The 14994-nt window shown below is 72.6% G+C and carries 11 protein-coding genes, 4 tRNA genes and 1 pseudogene; 1 reads left to right on the top strand and 15 read right to left on the bottom strand.

What is annotated here, in order from left to right; all coding sequences use genetic code 11:
* Positions 1 to 45: 45 nt before the first annotated feature.
* A complete protein-coding gene (locus tag CSC68_RS12455; RefSeq protein WP_162203872.1) occupies positions 46 to 1344 on the bottom strand; it encodes a nucleotide sugar dehydrogenase in 1299 nt (432 codons plus the stop codon).
* Positions 1345 to 1428: 84 nt separating this feature from the next.
* Positions 1429 to 1515 (bottom strand) — tRNA-Leu (locus CSC68_RS12450).
* A 113-nt stretch (positions 1516 to 1628) separates the two neighbouring features.
* On the opposite strand from CSC68_RS12450, the gene CSC68_RS12445 reads away from it, so the two are divergent.
* On the top strand, positions 1629 to 2639 hold the full coding sequence (locus CSC68_RS12445; protein WP_281353870.1) for a LacI family DNA-binding transcriptional regulator: 1011 nt from the start codon (positions 1629 to 1631) through the stop codon (positions 2637 to 2639).
* Between the two features lie 102 nt (positions 2640 to 2741).
* Here the strand turns inward: CSC68_RS12445 and CSC68_RS12440 are convergent.
* The 13 genes and pseudogenes from CSC68_RS12440 to CSC68_RS12380 all read right to left on the bottom strand — a co-directional run bounded on the left by CSC68_RS12440 (position 2742) and on the right by CSC68_RS12380 (position 14946).
* A tRNA-Gly gene (locus CSC68_RS12440) sits at positions 2742 to 2817 on the bottom strand.
* Between the two features lie 26 nt (positions 2818 to 2843).
* Positions 2844 to 2917: transfer RNA gene (locus CSC68_RS12435), tRNA-Cys, on the bottom strand.
* 117 nt (positions 2918 to 3034) lie between these two features.
* Positions 3035 to 3110: transfer RNA gene (locus CSC68_RS12430), tRNA-Gly, on the bottom strand.
* A 37-nt stretch (positions 3111 to 3147) separates the two neighbouring features.
* Complete coding sequence (gene pgsA, locus CSC68_RS12425) at positions 3148 to 3780, bottom strand: CDP-diacylglycerol--glycerol-3-phosphate 3-phosphatidyltransferase (RefSeq protein WP_162203870.1); 633 nt, start codon at positions 3778 to 3780, stop codon at positions 3148 to 3150.
* 5 nt (positions 3781 to 3785) lie between these two features.
* The gene (uvrC, locus tag CSC68_RS12420) at positions 3786 to 5660 is read right to left on the bottom strand and encodes an excinuclease ABC subunit UvrC (protein ID WP_162203869.1); all 1875 of its coding nucleotides are present in this window, start codon (positions 5658 to 5660) and stop codon (positions 3786 to 3788) included.
* A complete protein-coding gene (locus tag CSC68_RS12415; RefSeq protein ID WP_162203868.1) occupies positions 5657 to 7069 on the bottom strand; it encodes a redoxin domain-containing protein in 1413 nt (470 codons plus the stop codon). The genes uvrC and CSC68_RS12415 overlap by 4 nt, the downstream gene beginning before the upstream one ends.
* A complete protein-coding gene (locus tag CSC68_RS12410) occupies positions 7066 to 7563 on the bottom strand; it encodes a low molecular weight protein-tyrosine-phosphatase (RefSeq protein WP_162203867.1) in 498 nt (165 codons plus the stop codon). The genes CSC68_RS12415 and CSC68_RS12410 overlap by 4 nt, the downstream gene beginning before the upstream one ends.
* On the bottom strand, positions 7560 to 8336 hold the full coding sequence (gene kdsB, locus CSC68_RS12405) for a 3-deoxy-manno-octulosonate cytidylyltransferase (protein WP_162203866.1): 777 nt from the start codon (positions 8334 to 8336) through the stop codon (positions 7560 to 7562). The genes CSC68_RS12410 and kdsB overlap by 4 nt, the downstream gene beginning before the upstream one ends.
* 82 nt (positions 8337 to 8418) lie before the next feature.
* Positions 8419 to 9476 (bottom strand): annotated as a pseudogene (gene lpxK / locus CSC68_RS12400) (tetraacyldisaccharide 4'-kinase).
* 73 nt (positions 9477 to 9549) lie between these two features.
* Positions 9550 to 11301 carry a lipid A export permease/ATP-binding protein MsbA gene (msbA, locus tag CSC68_RS12395; RefSeq protein ID WP_162203865.1) on the bottom strand — a complete coding sequence of 584 codons (1752 nt, stop codon included), beginning with the start codon at positions 11299 to 11301 and terminating at the stop codon, positions 9550 to 9552.
* Positions 11298 to 11717, bottom strand: coding sequence for an ExbD/TolR family protein (locus CSC68_RS12390; RefSeq protein ID WP_162203864.1), 420 nt, complete (start codon positions 11715 to 11717; stop codon positions 11298 to 11300). The genes msbA and CSC68_RS12390 overlap by 4 nt, the downstream gene beginning before the upstream one ends.
* A 9-nt stretch (positions 11718 to 11726) precedes the next feature.
* Positions 11727 to 12395, bottom strand: a complete 669-nt coding sequence (locus CSC68_RS12385; protein ID WP_162203891.1) for a MotA/TolQ/ExbB proton channel family protein — start codon at positions 12393 to 12395, stop codon at positions 11727 to 11729.
* Positions 12396 to 12540: 145 nt separating this feature from the next.
* On the bottom strand, positions 12541 to 14946 hold the full coding sequence (locus tag CSC68_RS12380) for a DNA internalization-related competence protein ComEC/Rec2 (RefSeq protein ID WP_162203863.1): 2406 nt from the start codon (positions 14944 to 14946) through the stop codon (positions 12541 to 12543).
* Positions 14947 to 14994: the final 48 nt, after the last annotated feature.

The following is a 14994-nucleotide window of genomic DNA, read 5'->3' as shown; positions in this document are numbered from 1 at the left end:
GCCCACGAGTCTAGCCATCCGCGACGCGGACCGGGGCGGAGGCGCCTACAGCCGCGCGTCCACGGCCTCGCGCGGCCACACCGACTTGACGTCGTAGACCACCGCGCCGGGACGTCCCAGCGCGCGCACGCGCGCCGCGTCCCAGTCGCGGAACTGGGCATGCGCCACCGCCAGGACGATGGCGTCATAGGCGCCCTCCTCCGGCTCCGGACGCAACGGTGCGCCCAGTGCCGCGGATTCGGCCGGATCCGCCCAGGGGTCGACCGCATCGACCCTGGCGCCGGCTGCGCCCAGCCCGCGAACGAGGTCCAGCGCGCGGCTGTTGCGCAGGTCCGGGCAGTTCTCCTTGAAGGTCACGCCCAGGACGAGGATGCGCGCCTGCGCCGGCGTGCGTCCGCGCTCGCCGAGCAGGGCCAGCACCTTCGCCGCCACGTGCCCGACCACGCGTTCGTTGACCTCGCGCGCGGTGTGGATCAGCTCGGGATGGAAGCCGGCGCTGCGCGACTTGTGCAGCAGGTAGTACGGGTCCACGCCGATGCAGTGGCCGCCGACCAGGCCGGGCCGGAACGGCAGGAAGTTCCACTTGGTCTCCGCCGCTTCCAGCACGTCGCCGGTATCGATGCCGAGCCGGTCGAACACCAGGGCGAGTTCGTTGACCAGGGCGATGTTCACGTCGCGCTGGATGTTCTCCACCACCTTGGCCGCCTCGGCCACCCGGATCGACGGCGCCGGCCAGGTGCCGGCGGTGATGATCGAGCGGTACAGCGCGTCGACCGCGCGCGCCGCGGCCGGATGCGAGCCGGAGGTGATCTTGCGGATGTCGGCCAGGCGCCGCAGGTGGTCGCCGGGGCTCACCCGCTCGGGGCTGTAGCCGCAGCTGAAGTCCACGTTGAAGCGCAGCCCGGAACCGGCCTCCAGGATCGGCACGCAGATCTCCTCGGTCGTGCCCGGGTAGACCGTGGATTCGTAGATGACCAGGTCGCCCCGCTTCAGCACGCCGGCCACCAGCGTCGTCGCCTCGCGCAGCGGCCCCAGGTCCGGCTCGTGGGAGGGGTCGATCGGCGTGGGCACGGCCACGATGTAGACCGCACAGCCTTCCAGCACGGCCGGATCGGAAGACAGCTCCAGGCCGGCGGCCGCGGCCAGGGTCTCGGCCGACAGCTCGCGGGTACGGTCGTGGCCCCTGCGCAGCTCGGCCACGCGCGACGCGTCGACATCGAAGCCGACCACCCGCCGCCTTGCGCCGAGCGCCGCTGCCAGCGGAAGTCCCACGTAACCAAGGCCGATGACCGCGACCGGGGCGTCGTCGGGGGGAAGCGGGACCTCGTTCTCGATCGCCTGCATGTGGCTCCAGCGTGGGGATTGCGGGGCCGGACCGGCGGCGGCCCGCGCGCGGCGCCTGGCCGGCGGGCGGTCCGGTTCCGGATGTGGTGCCCGGGGCGGGACTCGAACCCGCATGGCCTTGCGGCCGGAAGATTTTAAGTCTCCAGTGTCTACCAGTTTCACCACCCGGGCGGAGGTTGCCGGTCGCACCGCGCGGGCATTGTGCCACCGGCGCGGCCGTTGCCGGGGCGCGCTCCGCTAGAATGTCGCGACCCGCCGCCTGTCGCGGGGTTCGGGGAGGACCAGTGCGAGCCAGGATCGAGGATGTTGCCGCCGCCGCGGGCGTGTCCATGAAGACCGTCTCGCGGGTGTTCAACCGCGAGCCCAACGTCCGCGAGGAAACCCGGCTCCGGGTCGAGGAAGCCGCGCGCCAGCTGAAGTACCGCCCCAACACCTCCGCGCGCAGCCTCGCCGGCCGCCGCTCGTACCTGGTGTCGCTGCTGTACGACAACCCCTCGCCCAGCTACATCATGGAAGTGATCGAGGGCGTGCTGGCGGCCTGCGAGCAGTCCCACTACGGGCTCACCCTCCGGCCGGTGGACTTCGGCCAGCGCGGCCACGTCGATTCGGTCGAGACGCTGATCACCCAGTACCGCCCTGACGGCCTGATCCTGACCCCGCCGCTGACCGACGACGCCGCCCTGCTCAAGCGGCTGCGCGAGCTCAACGTGCGCTACGCGACCATCTCCGCCAAGCGCGACAACGGCGGCATCGGCGCGATCCTGGACGAGCGCGCCGCAGCGGCCGACATGATGGCCCACGTGGTCGCCCTCGGGCACCGGCGCATCGCCCACATCACCGGCCACCGCAGCCACGGCGGCCGCGCGTGGCGACTGGCCGGCTACCTCGACGGCCTGCGCCAGGCCGGCATCGAGCCGGATCCGGACCTGGTGGTGGAAGGCGAGTTCTCGTTCGAACCCGGCATCGCCGGCGCGCGCCAGTTGCTGGACATGGACGACCCGCCGACCGCGATCTTCGCCGCCAACGACGACACCGCCTGCGGCGTGCTCTACGAGGCGGCCGCGCGCGGCGTGCCCGTGCCCGGGCAGCTTTCGGTGTTCGGGTTCGACGACACCCCGATCTCGCGCCAGGTCTGGCCCAGCCTGACCACGGTGCGCCAGCCCAGCCGCGAGATGGGACGGATCGCCGCCCAGCAGCTGATCACCGCGATCGACGGCCACGGGCCGGCGCACATGGTGCGCGTGCCGTACCAGCTGCAGATCCGCCACTCCACCGGGCCGGCGCCGGGCCGCTGAGGCCACCCAGCGCAGGCGCGGCCCTGGCTGGTGCAGGAAAACGACGAAGCCCCGGGGGACCGGGGCTTCGTCTTGCCTGCCACCCGTGGGTGGCCGGCGGATTGGAGCGGGAAACGAGACTCGAACTCGCGACCTCAACCTTGGCAAGGTTGCGCTCTACCAACTGAGCTATTCCCGCATGAGTTTTTCTTGCGCCGGTACCGATGGAGGCCTGGGTCGGAATTGAACCGGCGTACGCGGATTTGCAGTCCGCTGCATAACCACTCTGCCACCAGGCCGGTGACCGGTACCGCCAGCGGCAAGCCGCCGGAGAGACCCTCAAAACAAAACCCCGTCTCCGGGGCCTTGTCGAGTCGTCGCCCAACCCCTTCAGGGGTTCGCCACGACCATCGATCTGGAGCGGGAAACGAGACTCGAACTCGCGACCTCAACCTTGGCAAGGTTGCGCTCTACCAACTGAGCTATTCCCGCTTGGGAGACGCGCATTTTAGGGTTTTCACGAAACCTGTCAACTGGTCCCGTGCATTTTCTTCGCCTTCGAACGGGCGGCCGAAGCGGCCTCGTCCTCGCGCAGCGCCGGCCACGCCGCGTGCAGGTACTGGAAACCCGACCACAGGGTCAGCAGCGCGGCAATGGCCAGCAGCCAGTCGCCGATGTGGAAGACCAGTTCGCCCATCCAGATGCCCGAGGGCGCCAGGTTCGGGCTGACCGAATACAGCAGGCAGGACAGCGCGATCATCTGCGCGGTGGTCTTGACCTTGCCGATCATGGCCACCTTCACCATCGCCCGCTGGCCCAGCTCGGCCATCCACTCGCGCAGGGCCGAGACCGCGATCTCGCGGCCCACGATCACCGCCGCCCAGAACGCCATCCACGGCGTGGGATGGCCCTGCACGATCAGGAACAGGGCCACGGCGACCATCAGCTTGTCGGCCACCGGGTCCAGGAATGCCCCGAAGGCCGAGTGCATGCCATAGCGGCGGGCCACCCAGCCGTCGAGCCAGTCGGTTACCGCCGCGAGGATGAATACGCCTGCGGAGACGAAGTTGGTCCACCCGTAGGGGAGGTAGAACACCAGCACCAGCACCGGGATCATCACGATCCGGGCGAGGGTCAGCCAGGTGGGGACAGTCAGGGTCATCAGTCTTACGGGGAATCGTCGCCGGGCACCGGCAGCCCGTGCAGGTTAGCGTAGATGCGCGCGGCAAGGGCCGCATTGATGCCTTCCACCCGTGCGATCTCCTCCTCGCCGGCGGCCTTTAGCCCGCCCAGGCCGCCGAAATGCTTCAGCAGCGCGGCGCGGCGGCGCGGGCCGATGCCGGGGATGTCCTCCAGCCGGCTGGTGGTGCGCGCCTTCTGGCGCTTGCCGCGATGGCCGGTGATGGCGAAGCGGTGCGCCTCGTCGCGCACCTGCTGGATGAACTGCAGCGCCGGCGAGGCCGCGCCCGGCCGCACTTCGCGTCCGTCGGGGAACACCAGGGTCTCGTCGCCGGCACGGCGCTGCTCGCCCTTGGAGACGCCGACCAGCAGCACGTTCTCGACGCCCAGGTCGGCCAGCGCCGCGCGCGCCTGGGCCAGCTGCCCCGCCCCGCCGTCGATCAGCAGCACGTCCGGGAGCACCGCATTGCTGCCAGCCGGCGCGACCCCGGCCTCGGCCTCCATCGCGCGGCGGAAGCGGCGCTCGATCGCCTGGCGCATGGCGGCGTAGTCGTCGCCCGGCTCGATCCCGGTAATGTTGTAGCGGCGGTACTGGTTGCGCACCGGGCCGGCCGGGTCGAACACCACGCACGAGGCGACGGTGGCCTCGCCCAGCGTGTGGCTGATGTCGAAACACTCCACCCGGGAAGGCACTTCCTCCAGTCCCAGCAGCTCGCGCAGCGCCTCGCTGCGGGCGTGCTGCGCGTTGCGGCTGGCCAGTTCGCTGGCCAGCGCGACCCTGGCGTTGCGTCGTGCCAGTTCGAGGTAGCCGGCGCGCTCGCCGCGCACGCTGGACTTCAGCACCACCTTGCGGGTGGCACCCTCGGCCAGCGCGGCCTCGATCACGTCGGCGTCGGGGATCGCCCGGTCCAGCACGATCTCCGGCGGCGCCGGCTGCTCGGCGTAGTACTGCGACACGAACGCGGCCAGCACTTCCTCGGCGCTGTCCTCGCCATTGGTGCGCGGGAAGAACGCGCGGGTCCCCAGGTTGCGGCCATCGCGGAACGCCAGCAGCAGCACGCAGGCATGGCTGCCCTGCATCTCGCAGGCGATCACGTCCAGGTTGGCGGCATGGCCGTCCACGTACTGGCGCGCCTGCATGCCGCGCAGCTGGGTGATGAGGTCGCGCAGGCGCGCGGCCTCCTCGAACTCCAGCGCCTGGCTGGCCTTCTCCATCGCCGCCGACAGTTCCTTGCCCAGTTCGTCGCTGCGGCCCTCCAGGAACAGCGAGGCGCGGCGCACCGATTCGGCGTAGTCCGCGGCCGCGACCAGGTCCACGCACGGCGCGCTGCAGCGCCCGATCTGGTACTGCAGGCAGGGCCGGCTGCGGTTGCGGAACACGCTGTCCTCGCAGCTGCGCAGGCGGAACAGCTTGTGCATCAGGTTCATGGTCTCGCGCACCGCGCCGGCGCTGGCATACGGGCCGAAGTAGCGTCCCGGCACCGCGCGCGGGCCGCGGTGGAAGGCCAGCCGCGGCCACTCCTCGCGGGTCAGCAGCACGTAGGGATAGCTCTTGTCGTCGCGCAGCGAGACGTTGTAGCGCGGTGACAGCGACTTGATCAGTTGGTTTTCCAGCAGCAGCGCCTCGGCCTCGGTGCGGGTGACCGTGACCTCCATGCGCGCGATCTGGGCGACCATCGCCTGGATCCGCGGGCTCTTGGGCGTGTTGCTGAAATAGCTGGCCACGCGCCGCTTCAGCGCGCCGGCCTTGCCGACGTACAGGAGGCTGCCGTCGGCCGCGTACATGCGGTACACGCCCGGGGCCAGGCTCAGGCCGGAGACGAAGGCCTTGCCATCGAACTCCGGCACCGCGGTACTGCTCATTCGCTGATGTTCACGTCGCCCAGTTCGCCGGTGACGATGTCGTAGCGCAGCACGGCATGGGCGTCGGTCTCGGCGATCCAGACCGCGCCGCCGCCGATGGCCAGGCCGGAGGGGCCATGGAGACGCCGCGGCAGGCTGACGGTGCTCAGCTCGCCGCCGCCAAGACGGAGGGTACGCAGGCTGCCGTTGCCGCTGTCGGCGATCCACAGCAGCGGCGCATCCGCGCTCAGGGCGATGCCCTGAGGATGCTGCAGGCGGGCGTTGGCACGCGGGCCGTCGGCATCGCCGAAGTCCCACATGCCGTGCCCCACCAGGGTCTGGACCAGGTCGCTGCGCAGCTGCAGCGAGCGGATCGCCGAGCCCAGCGCGTCGCACACGTACAGCACCTGCTGCACCGCCGCCACGGCGGCGGGCTGGGCGAACGAGGCCATTGTCCGTGCGTTGCCGTCGCGCATCTCCAGGCGGCCGGTGCCGGCCCGCAGGGTGAGTTCGCCGCGGCCCAGGTCGTAGCTCCACAGCCGGTTGTCGCCGGCGCAGGCCAGGTGCACCTGGTTGGCGGCCACCGCCAGGCCGACCGGGTGGTTGAGCGAGGTATGGGTGCTGGCGACCGGGCCTTCGACCGGGTCGCCGGCGCGGCCGTTGCCGCAAAGCGTGTCGACCGTCCCGTTGAGCAGGTTGATCCGGCGCAGCGAGTGGTTGCCGGTGTCGGCCACGTACCGGTACTCGCGCTCCAGGGCCAGGCCCTGCGGCCGGTTGAAGGCGGCATGGTCGTGCGGGCCGTCCATCGCATCGGCCGTGCCCAGGCCGAACTGGCGCAGGATGCGGCCGGAATGGGTGCACTCGAGGATGCGGTGGTTGCCGCTGTCGGCGATGAACAGGCGCTCGGCATTGGCGGCGACGGCCGCCGGGAAACGCAGCGTCAGCCGCGGCTCGGGCACCGTCTCCACCAGCCGGATCTCCTCGGGACCCGGCGGCGGCGCATCCGCGGCCAGCGCCGTCAGCGCGCGGTCGAGGTCGGTCGCCAGGCCGACGATGCGCTCGCGCTCGCGCCCCTGGGCGTCGACCAGCAGCAGGGTCGGCCAGGACTCGATGCCGTAACGCTGCCAGGCCGCCCAGTCGGCGTCCAGCACCGCCGGGAAGGCGCTGCCGTGGCGGCGCAGCAGCTTCAGCGAGCGCTGCGGCTGGCGTTCGCTGTCGAAGCGCGGCACCTGCAGCACCAGCACGTGCAGCTTGCCCGGGTTGCGGGCCTGCCAGTACGCCAGTTCCTGCAGGCGCTGGGCGCACCAGGCCGAGGCGGCATTGACGAAGGCCAGCACGACCGGGCGGCCGCGCAATGCGTTGAGGGACGCCGGGTTGGCATTGAGCCAGTCGAGGCCGGCAGGCAGTTCCTGGAGGGTCGCCGCGTTCATGGGACGATTATGCCGGAGCCGGCGCTGCTGGAAAGACGTTCGATCGCAGCCAGTGCCGCCGCGTCGACCATTTCCCAGACTTCCTCGAAGTGGTCATCGCCGCCGTAATAGGGATCGGGCACCTCTCCGCCGGGCACGGTGCCGGCCCAGTCCAGCAGCAGCGCCACCCGCTCGCGCGCGGCGGGAGGGGCCAGGCGGCGCACGTCGCGCAGGTTGTCCGCGTCGGCGCACAGCAGCCAGTCGAAGTCCTCGAAATCGCGGGCACGGACCTGGCGGGCCCGCAGTCCGCCGATGTCCACGCCATGGCGGCGGGCCCAGGCGATGGCGCGGCGGTCCGGCGGCTCGCCGGCGTGCCAGCCACCGGTGCCGGCCGAATCCACCTCCACCCGCCCGGCCAGGTGCGAGCCGGCGATGCGTGCCCGCAGCGCGCCTTCGGCCATCGGCGAGCGGCAGATGTTGCCCAGGCACACGACCAGGATCCGGGTGGTGCTCATCCGCGCGACTCCCGCAGGCGGAGCTCGGCGCGCTCCAGATCCTCCGCCGTGTCCACCCCCGCCGGGAACGGCTCGGGGGTCAGGGCCACGGCGATGCGGTGCCCGGCCTCGAGCACGCGCAGCTGCTCCAGCGATTCGATCCGCTCCAGCACGCCCGGCGGCATGGCGGCGAAGGCGCGCAGGAAGCCGGCCCGGTAGGCGTAGATGCCGATGTGGCGCAGCCAGTGCCCGCCTTCGGGCAGGACGCTGCGGTCGCGGGCGAAGGCATCGCGCGGCCACGGCAGCGGCGCGCGGCTGAAATACAGGGCATCGCCATTGGCGGCCCGCACCAGCTTGACCGTGTTGGGGTCGAACAGGACCCCCGCCTCTTGCACCACCGCGGCCAGGGTCGCCATGGCGGCGCCGCTGTCGGCCAGGGTGCGGGCCACCTCGCGGATGCCGCTGGCCGGGGCGAACGGCTCGTCGCCCTGCAGGTTCACCACCAGGGTGTCGTCGTCCCAGCCGGCGATCGCGGCGCACTCGGCCAGGCGGTCGGTACCGGAGGCATGGTCGGGCGAGGTCATGGCCACGCGCACGCCCGCCTCCCCGGCCACCGCCTCGGCCACGCGCGCGTCGTCGGTGGCCAGCCAGACCTCGCGCGCGCCAGCTGCCAGCGCGCGCCGCGCCACGTGCAGCACCAGCGGCTCGCCACCCAGCAGGCGCAGCGGCTTGCCTGGCAGGCGGCTGGCGGCGTACCGGGCCGGGACGGCGACGACGAAATCCAGTTGCGACATGCGCTCTCTCCGAAGGGATGGGCCATTGTAGGAAGCCCGCGCCGGATGCGCCCGGATCCTGCCTCCCGGGAGGCGGGAAAGCTCAGGATCCGTGGGGCGGCGGACCGAGGCGGTCCAGCAGGGCCACCCAGAACGCCGCCGGCAGCTCGGCATCGACCGGCACCGCGTGGCAGCGGTCGTCGGCGAAGGCGGCGCACTTGACCGCGTCCTTCTCGGTCATCAGCACCGGCAGGTCGCTGCCGAACTCCAGGTCGGACGGCTGGTAGGCGTGGTGGTCGGCGAACGCGTGGGGGACCACGCCGATCCCTGCCGCGCGCAGCGTGTCGAAGAAGCGTTCCGGGTTGCCGATCCCTGCCACCGCATGCACGCGCAACCCGGAGAGGGCCGCCAGGGGGCGCGGGCGGCCGCCTGCGAGCGGCAGCACGTTGCGGGTGCGCAGGTACATCGGCCATTCGCCGAAACCGGTCTCGCCGACCGGCGTGGCCCGCGCCTGCGCGCGCCCGGTGCCAGGCGCGGTCACGGGGGCGCCGCCATGGCCAAGGTGACCACCCGGAAATCGCAGCGCCGCCCGCGTTCGGCCGGCTCGCGCAGCGGACCGGCCGGCAGCATGCGGCCGTTGCCGTAGCGGCGGGCGCCGTCGATCACCTCGATCTCGACGTCGCGCTCCAGTCGGTAATGCTGCAGGCCGTCGTCGCACACGACCACGTCGCAACCGGCCTCGACCAGGGCGCGGGCGGCGGCGACGCGGTTGCGGTCGACCCGCACCGGCACCGCGGCGCGGCGGGCGATCAGCACCGGTTCGTCGCCGCCCTGCTCCACCGGGGTTTCGGGCAGCACCCAGCGCGGCGCGGTGTCGGCGCGGCCGTAGCCGCGACTGGCAACGCCCGGGCGCCAGCCCGCCTGGCGCAGGCGTTCGACCAGGGCCAGGGTCAGCGGGGTCTTGCCGGCGCCGCCGGCGGCGAGGTTGCCGACCACGATCACCGGGACCGGCACGCTTTCCTTCCGCAGCAGGCCCCAGCGGAACAGGCGCTGGCGCAGGGCGATCGCACCCGCGTAGACCGGCGCCAGCAGCCGCGCCGGCCGCGGAACCGGGCCGCCGTCGAACCACCAGGAAGGCGTCTTCGGGGCGCCGCGGCTCACCGCCCGCCCTCCCGGTGCATGCGGCGGGCGGGCGCAACGGGCGCCGGCCGCGTCGTGTCCAGCCTTCCGTCCATCACGCCTGGCGCTCGCGGAACTGCGCGCTGTGGAGGTGGGCGTAGAGGCCGCCGGCGGCGAGCAGTTCGGCATGGGTGCCGCGCTCGACGATACGGCCCTGGTCCAGCACCAGCACCTGGTCGGCATGCTCGATGGTCGACAGGCGGTGCGCGATCACCAGGGTCGTGCGCTCGGGCATCAGCCGCTGCAGCGCATCCTGCACCAGGCGCTCGGACTCGTTGTCCAGCGCCGCGGTGGCCTCGTCCAGGATCAGGATCGGGGCGTCGCGCAGGATCGCGCGGGCGATCGCCAGGCGCTGGCGCTGGCCGCCGGACAGCAGCGCGCCGTTCTCGCCGATGGGCGTGTCCAGGCCTTGCGGCAGCCGTTCGATGAACTCCCAGGCGTTGGCCGCCTCGGCCGCGGCGCGGATCGCGGCATGGTCCGCATCCGAGCCGTAGGCGATGTTGGCCGCCACGGTGTCGTCGAACAGCATGACCTTCTGCCCGACCAGGGCGATCTGCCGGCGCAGGTCGCTCATGCGGTACTCGTCGAGCGGCACTCCGTCCAGGAGGATGCGCCCGGCACTGGGCTCGTAGAAGCGCGGCACCAGCCGCACCAGGCTGGTCTTGCCCGAGCCGGAGCGGCCCACGATCGCGGTCACCGTGCCGGGCGTGGCGACGAAACTGACATCGTCCAGGGCGAAGCCGGGCTGGTCGCGGTAGCGCAGGCTGACGTGCTCGAACGCCAGCTCGCCACGTGCGCGCTGCAGCGGGCGGGTGCCGTCGTCGACCTCCTCCTCGGCGTCGAGGATGGAGAACAGCCGCTCGGCGGCCGCCACGCCGCGCGAAACCGCCGTCTGCACGCTGGTCACCCGGCGCAGCGACGGAATGATGCCCATCATCGCCGTCATCAGGCTGATGAACTGGCCGGCATTGAGCCGCCCCGCCAGCGCCTCGCGGGTGGCCACGGCCACGATCAGCGACAGCGCCAGCGCGGCCAGCAGCTGGACCAGGCCCGAGGCCGCGGCGCGGGTGCTCTCGACCTTCATGTTCAGGCCGAGGATGCGGTTGGCCAGGCCGGAGTAGCGCGAGATCTCCAGCTCCTGGGCGCCGTGGATCTTCACGTCCTGCTGGGCCGACAGCGACTGCTCGGCGCTGGCCGCCATCCGCCCCATCCCGTCCTGGATGCCGCCGCTGATGCGGCGGTAGCGCTTGCCCACGTACCACACGATCAGGCCGATCAGCGGCGTGATCAGCAGCATCGCCAGGGTGACCTTGACGCTCATGTAGAGCATCAGCCCCAGCAGGTAGACGATGGTCAGGCTGTCGGTGATGAGGGTCTTCAGCGCCTCGGAACTGGCCTGGGTGACCTGCTCGGTATCGAAGTTCAGCCGGCTGACCATGACCGGCGTGGCCTCGGTGTCGAACTGGCTCGACGGCAGGCGCAGGTACTTGGACAACACTTCCTCGCGCAGGTCGCGGACCACGCTGCGCCCGGTGCGGGCCATGCCGTAGTCCGTGACGAAGGTGGCCAGGCTGCGCAGCACGAACAGGCCGATGATGGCCAGCGGCAGCAGCACGGCCATCTGCGGCTCGGGCTGGACGAAGCCGCGGTTGGTCAGCGGCTCCATCAGCCAGATGAAGGTCGCGCCGGCCCCCGCCTCCACCAGCATGCCCAGCAGCGCGGCGCCGAGGAACACGCGGTAGCGCGCGGTGTAGCCGAGCAGGCGGCGGTAGATCGGCCAGACCGGTTGCCGGGGGGTACGACTCAAGACTGCGGCTCCGGTGCGGTGGCGATGGCGATGCGGCGGAAGCCCAGCTGGGCCAGCGCGTCCTGGGCGGTGACCACCGCCTGGTACGGGGTGCGGGCGTCGGCGCGCAGCATCACCGGCAGCTCGCGGTCGTCGCCGGCGGCCGCGGCGATGGCCTGCTTCACCGCCTCCACGTCGGTACGCAGGACCTCCTGCTCGCCGACGAAGTAGCGGCCGTCGGCGTTGACCAGGATGTTGAGGGTCTTCGGCGGCGCCGGCTGCTGCGCGCTGGCCACCGGCAGCTGCAACTGCAGGGTCGAGCGCACGTCGAAGGTGGTGGTGATCACGAAGAAGATGATCAGCACCAGGATGACGTCGATCAGCGGCACCAGGTCGATGGCCGGCTCGTCATGGGCGCGCTGGTCCCGGATACGCATGGCCGGCCCTCAGCCGCGCACCGGGGCCGTCGCCGGCCGCTGCGCCGGGCGGGCCGGGCGTGCGGCCGCCGCGCCGGGGGTGCGCTCCAGCGCGTCCAGCAGGGCGGTCGCCTGCTCTTCCATCTCGATCACGTAGCCGGCGATGCGGCTGCGGAAGAAGCGATGGAACATCAGCGACGGCACGGCCACGATCATGCCCGTGGCGGTGCACACCAGCGCCTTGCCGATGCCGCCGGCCAGCTGGTTCACGTCGCCCAGTCCGTGGTCGAGGATGCCCAGGAACATCTGGATCATGCCGACCACGGTGCCCAGCAGGCCCAGCAGCGGCCCGGCTGAGGCGATCGTGCCCAACGCGTTCAGGAATCGCTCCATGCGGTGCACCAGGTGGCGGCCGGTGTCCTCCAGGCGCTCCCGGATCAGCTCGCGCGGCCGGTTGCGCACGTCCAGCGCGGCGGCCAGCAGCGCACCCAGCGGCGAGTTGCGCCGCAGCGATTCGATGTGGGCCGGGTCCAGCTCGCCGCGGGAAGCCCAGTTACGGACCTCCTCGCCCAGGCGGGGCGGCATCACCTCCACCCGGCGCAGGCTCCACAGCCGCTCGATGATGATCGCCAGTGCCACGAGCCCCAACAGGATCAACGGCAACATCGGCCAGCCGCCAGCCTTGACCAGTTCCCACACCTGAATCACCTCCGGCCCGCGGCCGACTTGCACAGGGGCGTAAGGATGACGGCAAACGCCTGCATGACGCCAGCCCACCAGACGGAGGCGCATGCCGGCGCCGCTCCCCCGGACCACCGGCGGGGTCCATGGGGCGGGCATCCCCCTACTCCCCTGGTCCACCGGGCGGGGGGACGGGCCTGTCCCAGAGCCTCCGCCGCCAGGCCCGGCGCTCGCGCACGGCCAGCCCGTCGGCATCCAGCCAGACCCGGATGGCGCCGGAACGCGGCGTGGCCAGCACCTCGGCGCCGTGGTGGCGCCAGCGCCGGACCACGCCCGCATGCGGATGGCCGAAGCGGTTGCCATGGCCGGCCGCCACCAGGGCCAGGCGGGCGCCGGGGGGGGCCACGAACCCCGGGCCGGAGCTCGTGGCGCTTCCGTGGTGCGGCAGCACCACCACTTCCGCGCGCAGGTCGGCGGGCTGCCGCAGCAGGCGCCGTTCGATCACCTCGCCGATGTCGCCCGGCAGCAGCCCCGCGCCGTGGGGCGACTCGACCCGCAGCACGCAGCTGGCCTCGTTGCGCAGGTAGGGGAAATGCCGGGGCGGATGCAGGAAGCGGAAATCCACGCCGTCCCAGCGCCAGCCAACGCCGCGCAGGCAGGGTTCCTCCACCTCCACCGCAGAACCCTCGGGCGCCAGCGCCAGGTCCACGGCAACGGCTTCGCGCACCGCCGGCCAGCCGCCGGCGTGGTCATTGTCCCCGTGGCTGACCACCACCCGGTGCAACCGGTCCACGCCCAGCGCGCGCAACGCCGGAAGCACCGCGCGCTCACCGGCGTCGTAGCCGTCGCGGACGGCGGGCCCGGCGTCGTACAGCAGGGCATGGTTGGCGGTGCGTACCAGCACTGCCAGCCCCTGCCCCACGTCGAATACATGCAGCTCCAGCCCGCCGGGCCGCGGCAACTCGCGGTCCGGCCACAGCAGCGGCAGCCACAGCAGCACGGCCAGTGGCTTGCCGGGCGCGCCACGCGGCAGCAGCAGCCAGAACGCCCCGGCCAGCGCCGGCAGTACGGCCCAGGCGCGCGCCTCCGGCAGCCACCACAGGGCGAACCGGCTGCCAGCCATCGCCTCGAACAGGCGCCAGCTCGGGTCGAAGCAGGCTGCGGCCAGCCGCCAGGCCCAGCCACCGCCCCCTTGCCAAAGCGCTTCCAGCAGCGTGCCCAGCAGGCACAAGGGCACCACGACCAGGCTCCACCACGGGATCGCCAGCAGGTTGGCCAGTGGCCCGGCAAGCGAGGCCTGCTGGAACAGCACGGCACCCAGCGGCAGCAGCCCCAGCGTGGCCACGCCCTGGGCCTGCAGGAACTCGCGCAGCCAGTTGCGGCCGCCTTCGGGCGGCAGGCACCAGACCAGCCAGGCCACGCCGGCGAAGCTGAGCCAGAAGCCCGCCTGCAGGACCGAAAGGGGCGCCACCAGCAGGATCGCCAGCAGCGCCAGCGCCAGGCCTTCCCACCGCCCGAGCGGACGCCGGACCAGCCGCGCCAGCGCCACCACCGCGATCATCAGCACGGTGCGCACCGTCGGCAGGGCAAAGCCGGCGACCGCGGCGTAGCCCAGGGCCGCCGCCACTGCCGCCAGCGCCGCCGCCTGCGACCGTGGCAGGCGCCGGGCCAGGCCGGGCAGCAGCCACCAGGCCCCCATCGCCAGCCATGCGCCGAATCCGGCGACCAGGCCCACGTGGAAGCCCGAGATCGCGATCAGGTGGGTCAGGCCCACGGCGCGCAGGGCCGCCCAGTCCGGATCCCCGAGTCCACGGGTATCCCCCAGTGCCAGCGCCCGCACGAAACGCGCGGCGGGCGACGCGACCGCTGCGTCGATGCGCGCGGCCATCGCGCCGCGCCAGGCGTCGATGCCGTCGGCGGGCGCCACCTCGCGGGCCAGCTGCGGGGCGCGCAGGTAGCCCGTGGCGGCGATGCCCTGGGCCAGCGCGTGCCGGCCGGCGTCGAAGCCGCCCGGGTTGGACAGTCCACGCGGTGCGCGCAGGTGGACATACATGTTCCAGCGCGCCCCGGCCTGCAACCGCAGGCGCGGCCCGGGTTCCTTCGCCTCGAAATCGTCATACCAGGACAGCTGCAGCAGCCGCCCACGCAGTTCCGGCCGGGCCTGGTCGTCCACCCGGAACAGGAAGCGGGTGCGCCTTGCCTCATGCGCCGGCAGGCCCACCACCTGCCCCTCCACCCGCACGTCGCTGTCTTCCAGCGCGGCCGGCAGCTGCGCGGCCAGGCCCCATGCCGCGTGCAACCCCGCCCAGCCGAACCCCAGGGCCAGCGCCCCCAGGATGCGTCCCCGCCATGGCCACGCCCAGCCTCCGAAGCCGGCAAGCGCGGCCAGCCAGAGCAGCGGCGCGGAGGGCAGCACGGGCAGGAAGAGGCAGGCGGTCACCCCCGCCAGCACCGCCGCGGCGCAGGCCAGGCCGGGGGCGCGGGTGCCCTGCCCGGCTCCCTGCCCGGGGCCTTCGCCGACAGCCACCGCCACGGCCTCCGCCAGCCCGGGGCCGGCATTCCGCGCCATCGCCTCCATCCGCGTCCCTGCGCCTCCCACTGGCAACCAGCCTAGCCA

It is taken from the genome of Pseudoxanthomonas suwonensis (assembly GCF_010093235.1).
In the GTDB taxonomy this organism is placed as follows: Bacteria; Pseudomonadota; Gammaproteobacteria; order Xanthomonadales; family Xanthomonadaceae; genus Pseudoxanthomonas; species Pseudoxanthomonas suwonensis.
This window is presented reverse-complemented; position numbering and strand designations above follow the sequence as displayed.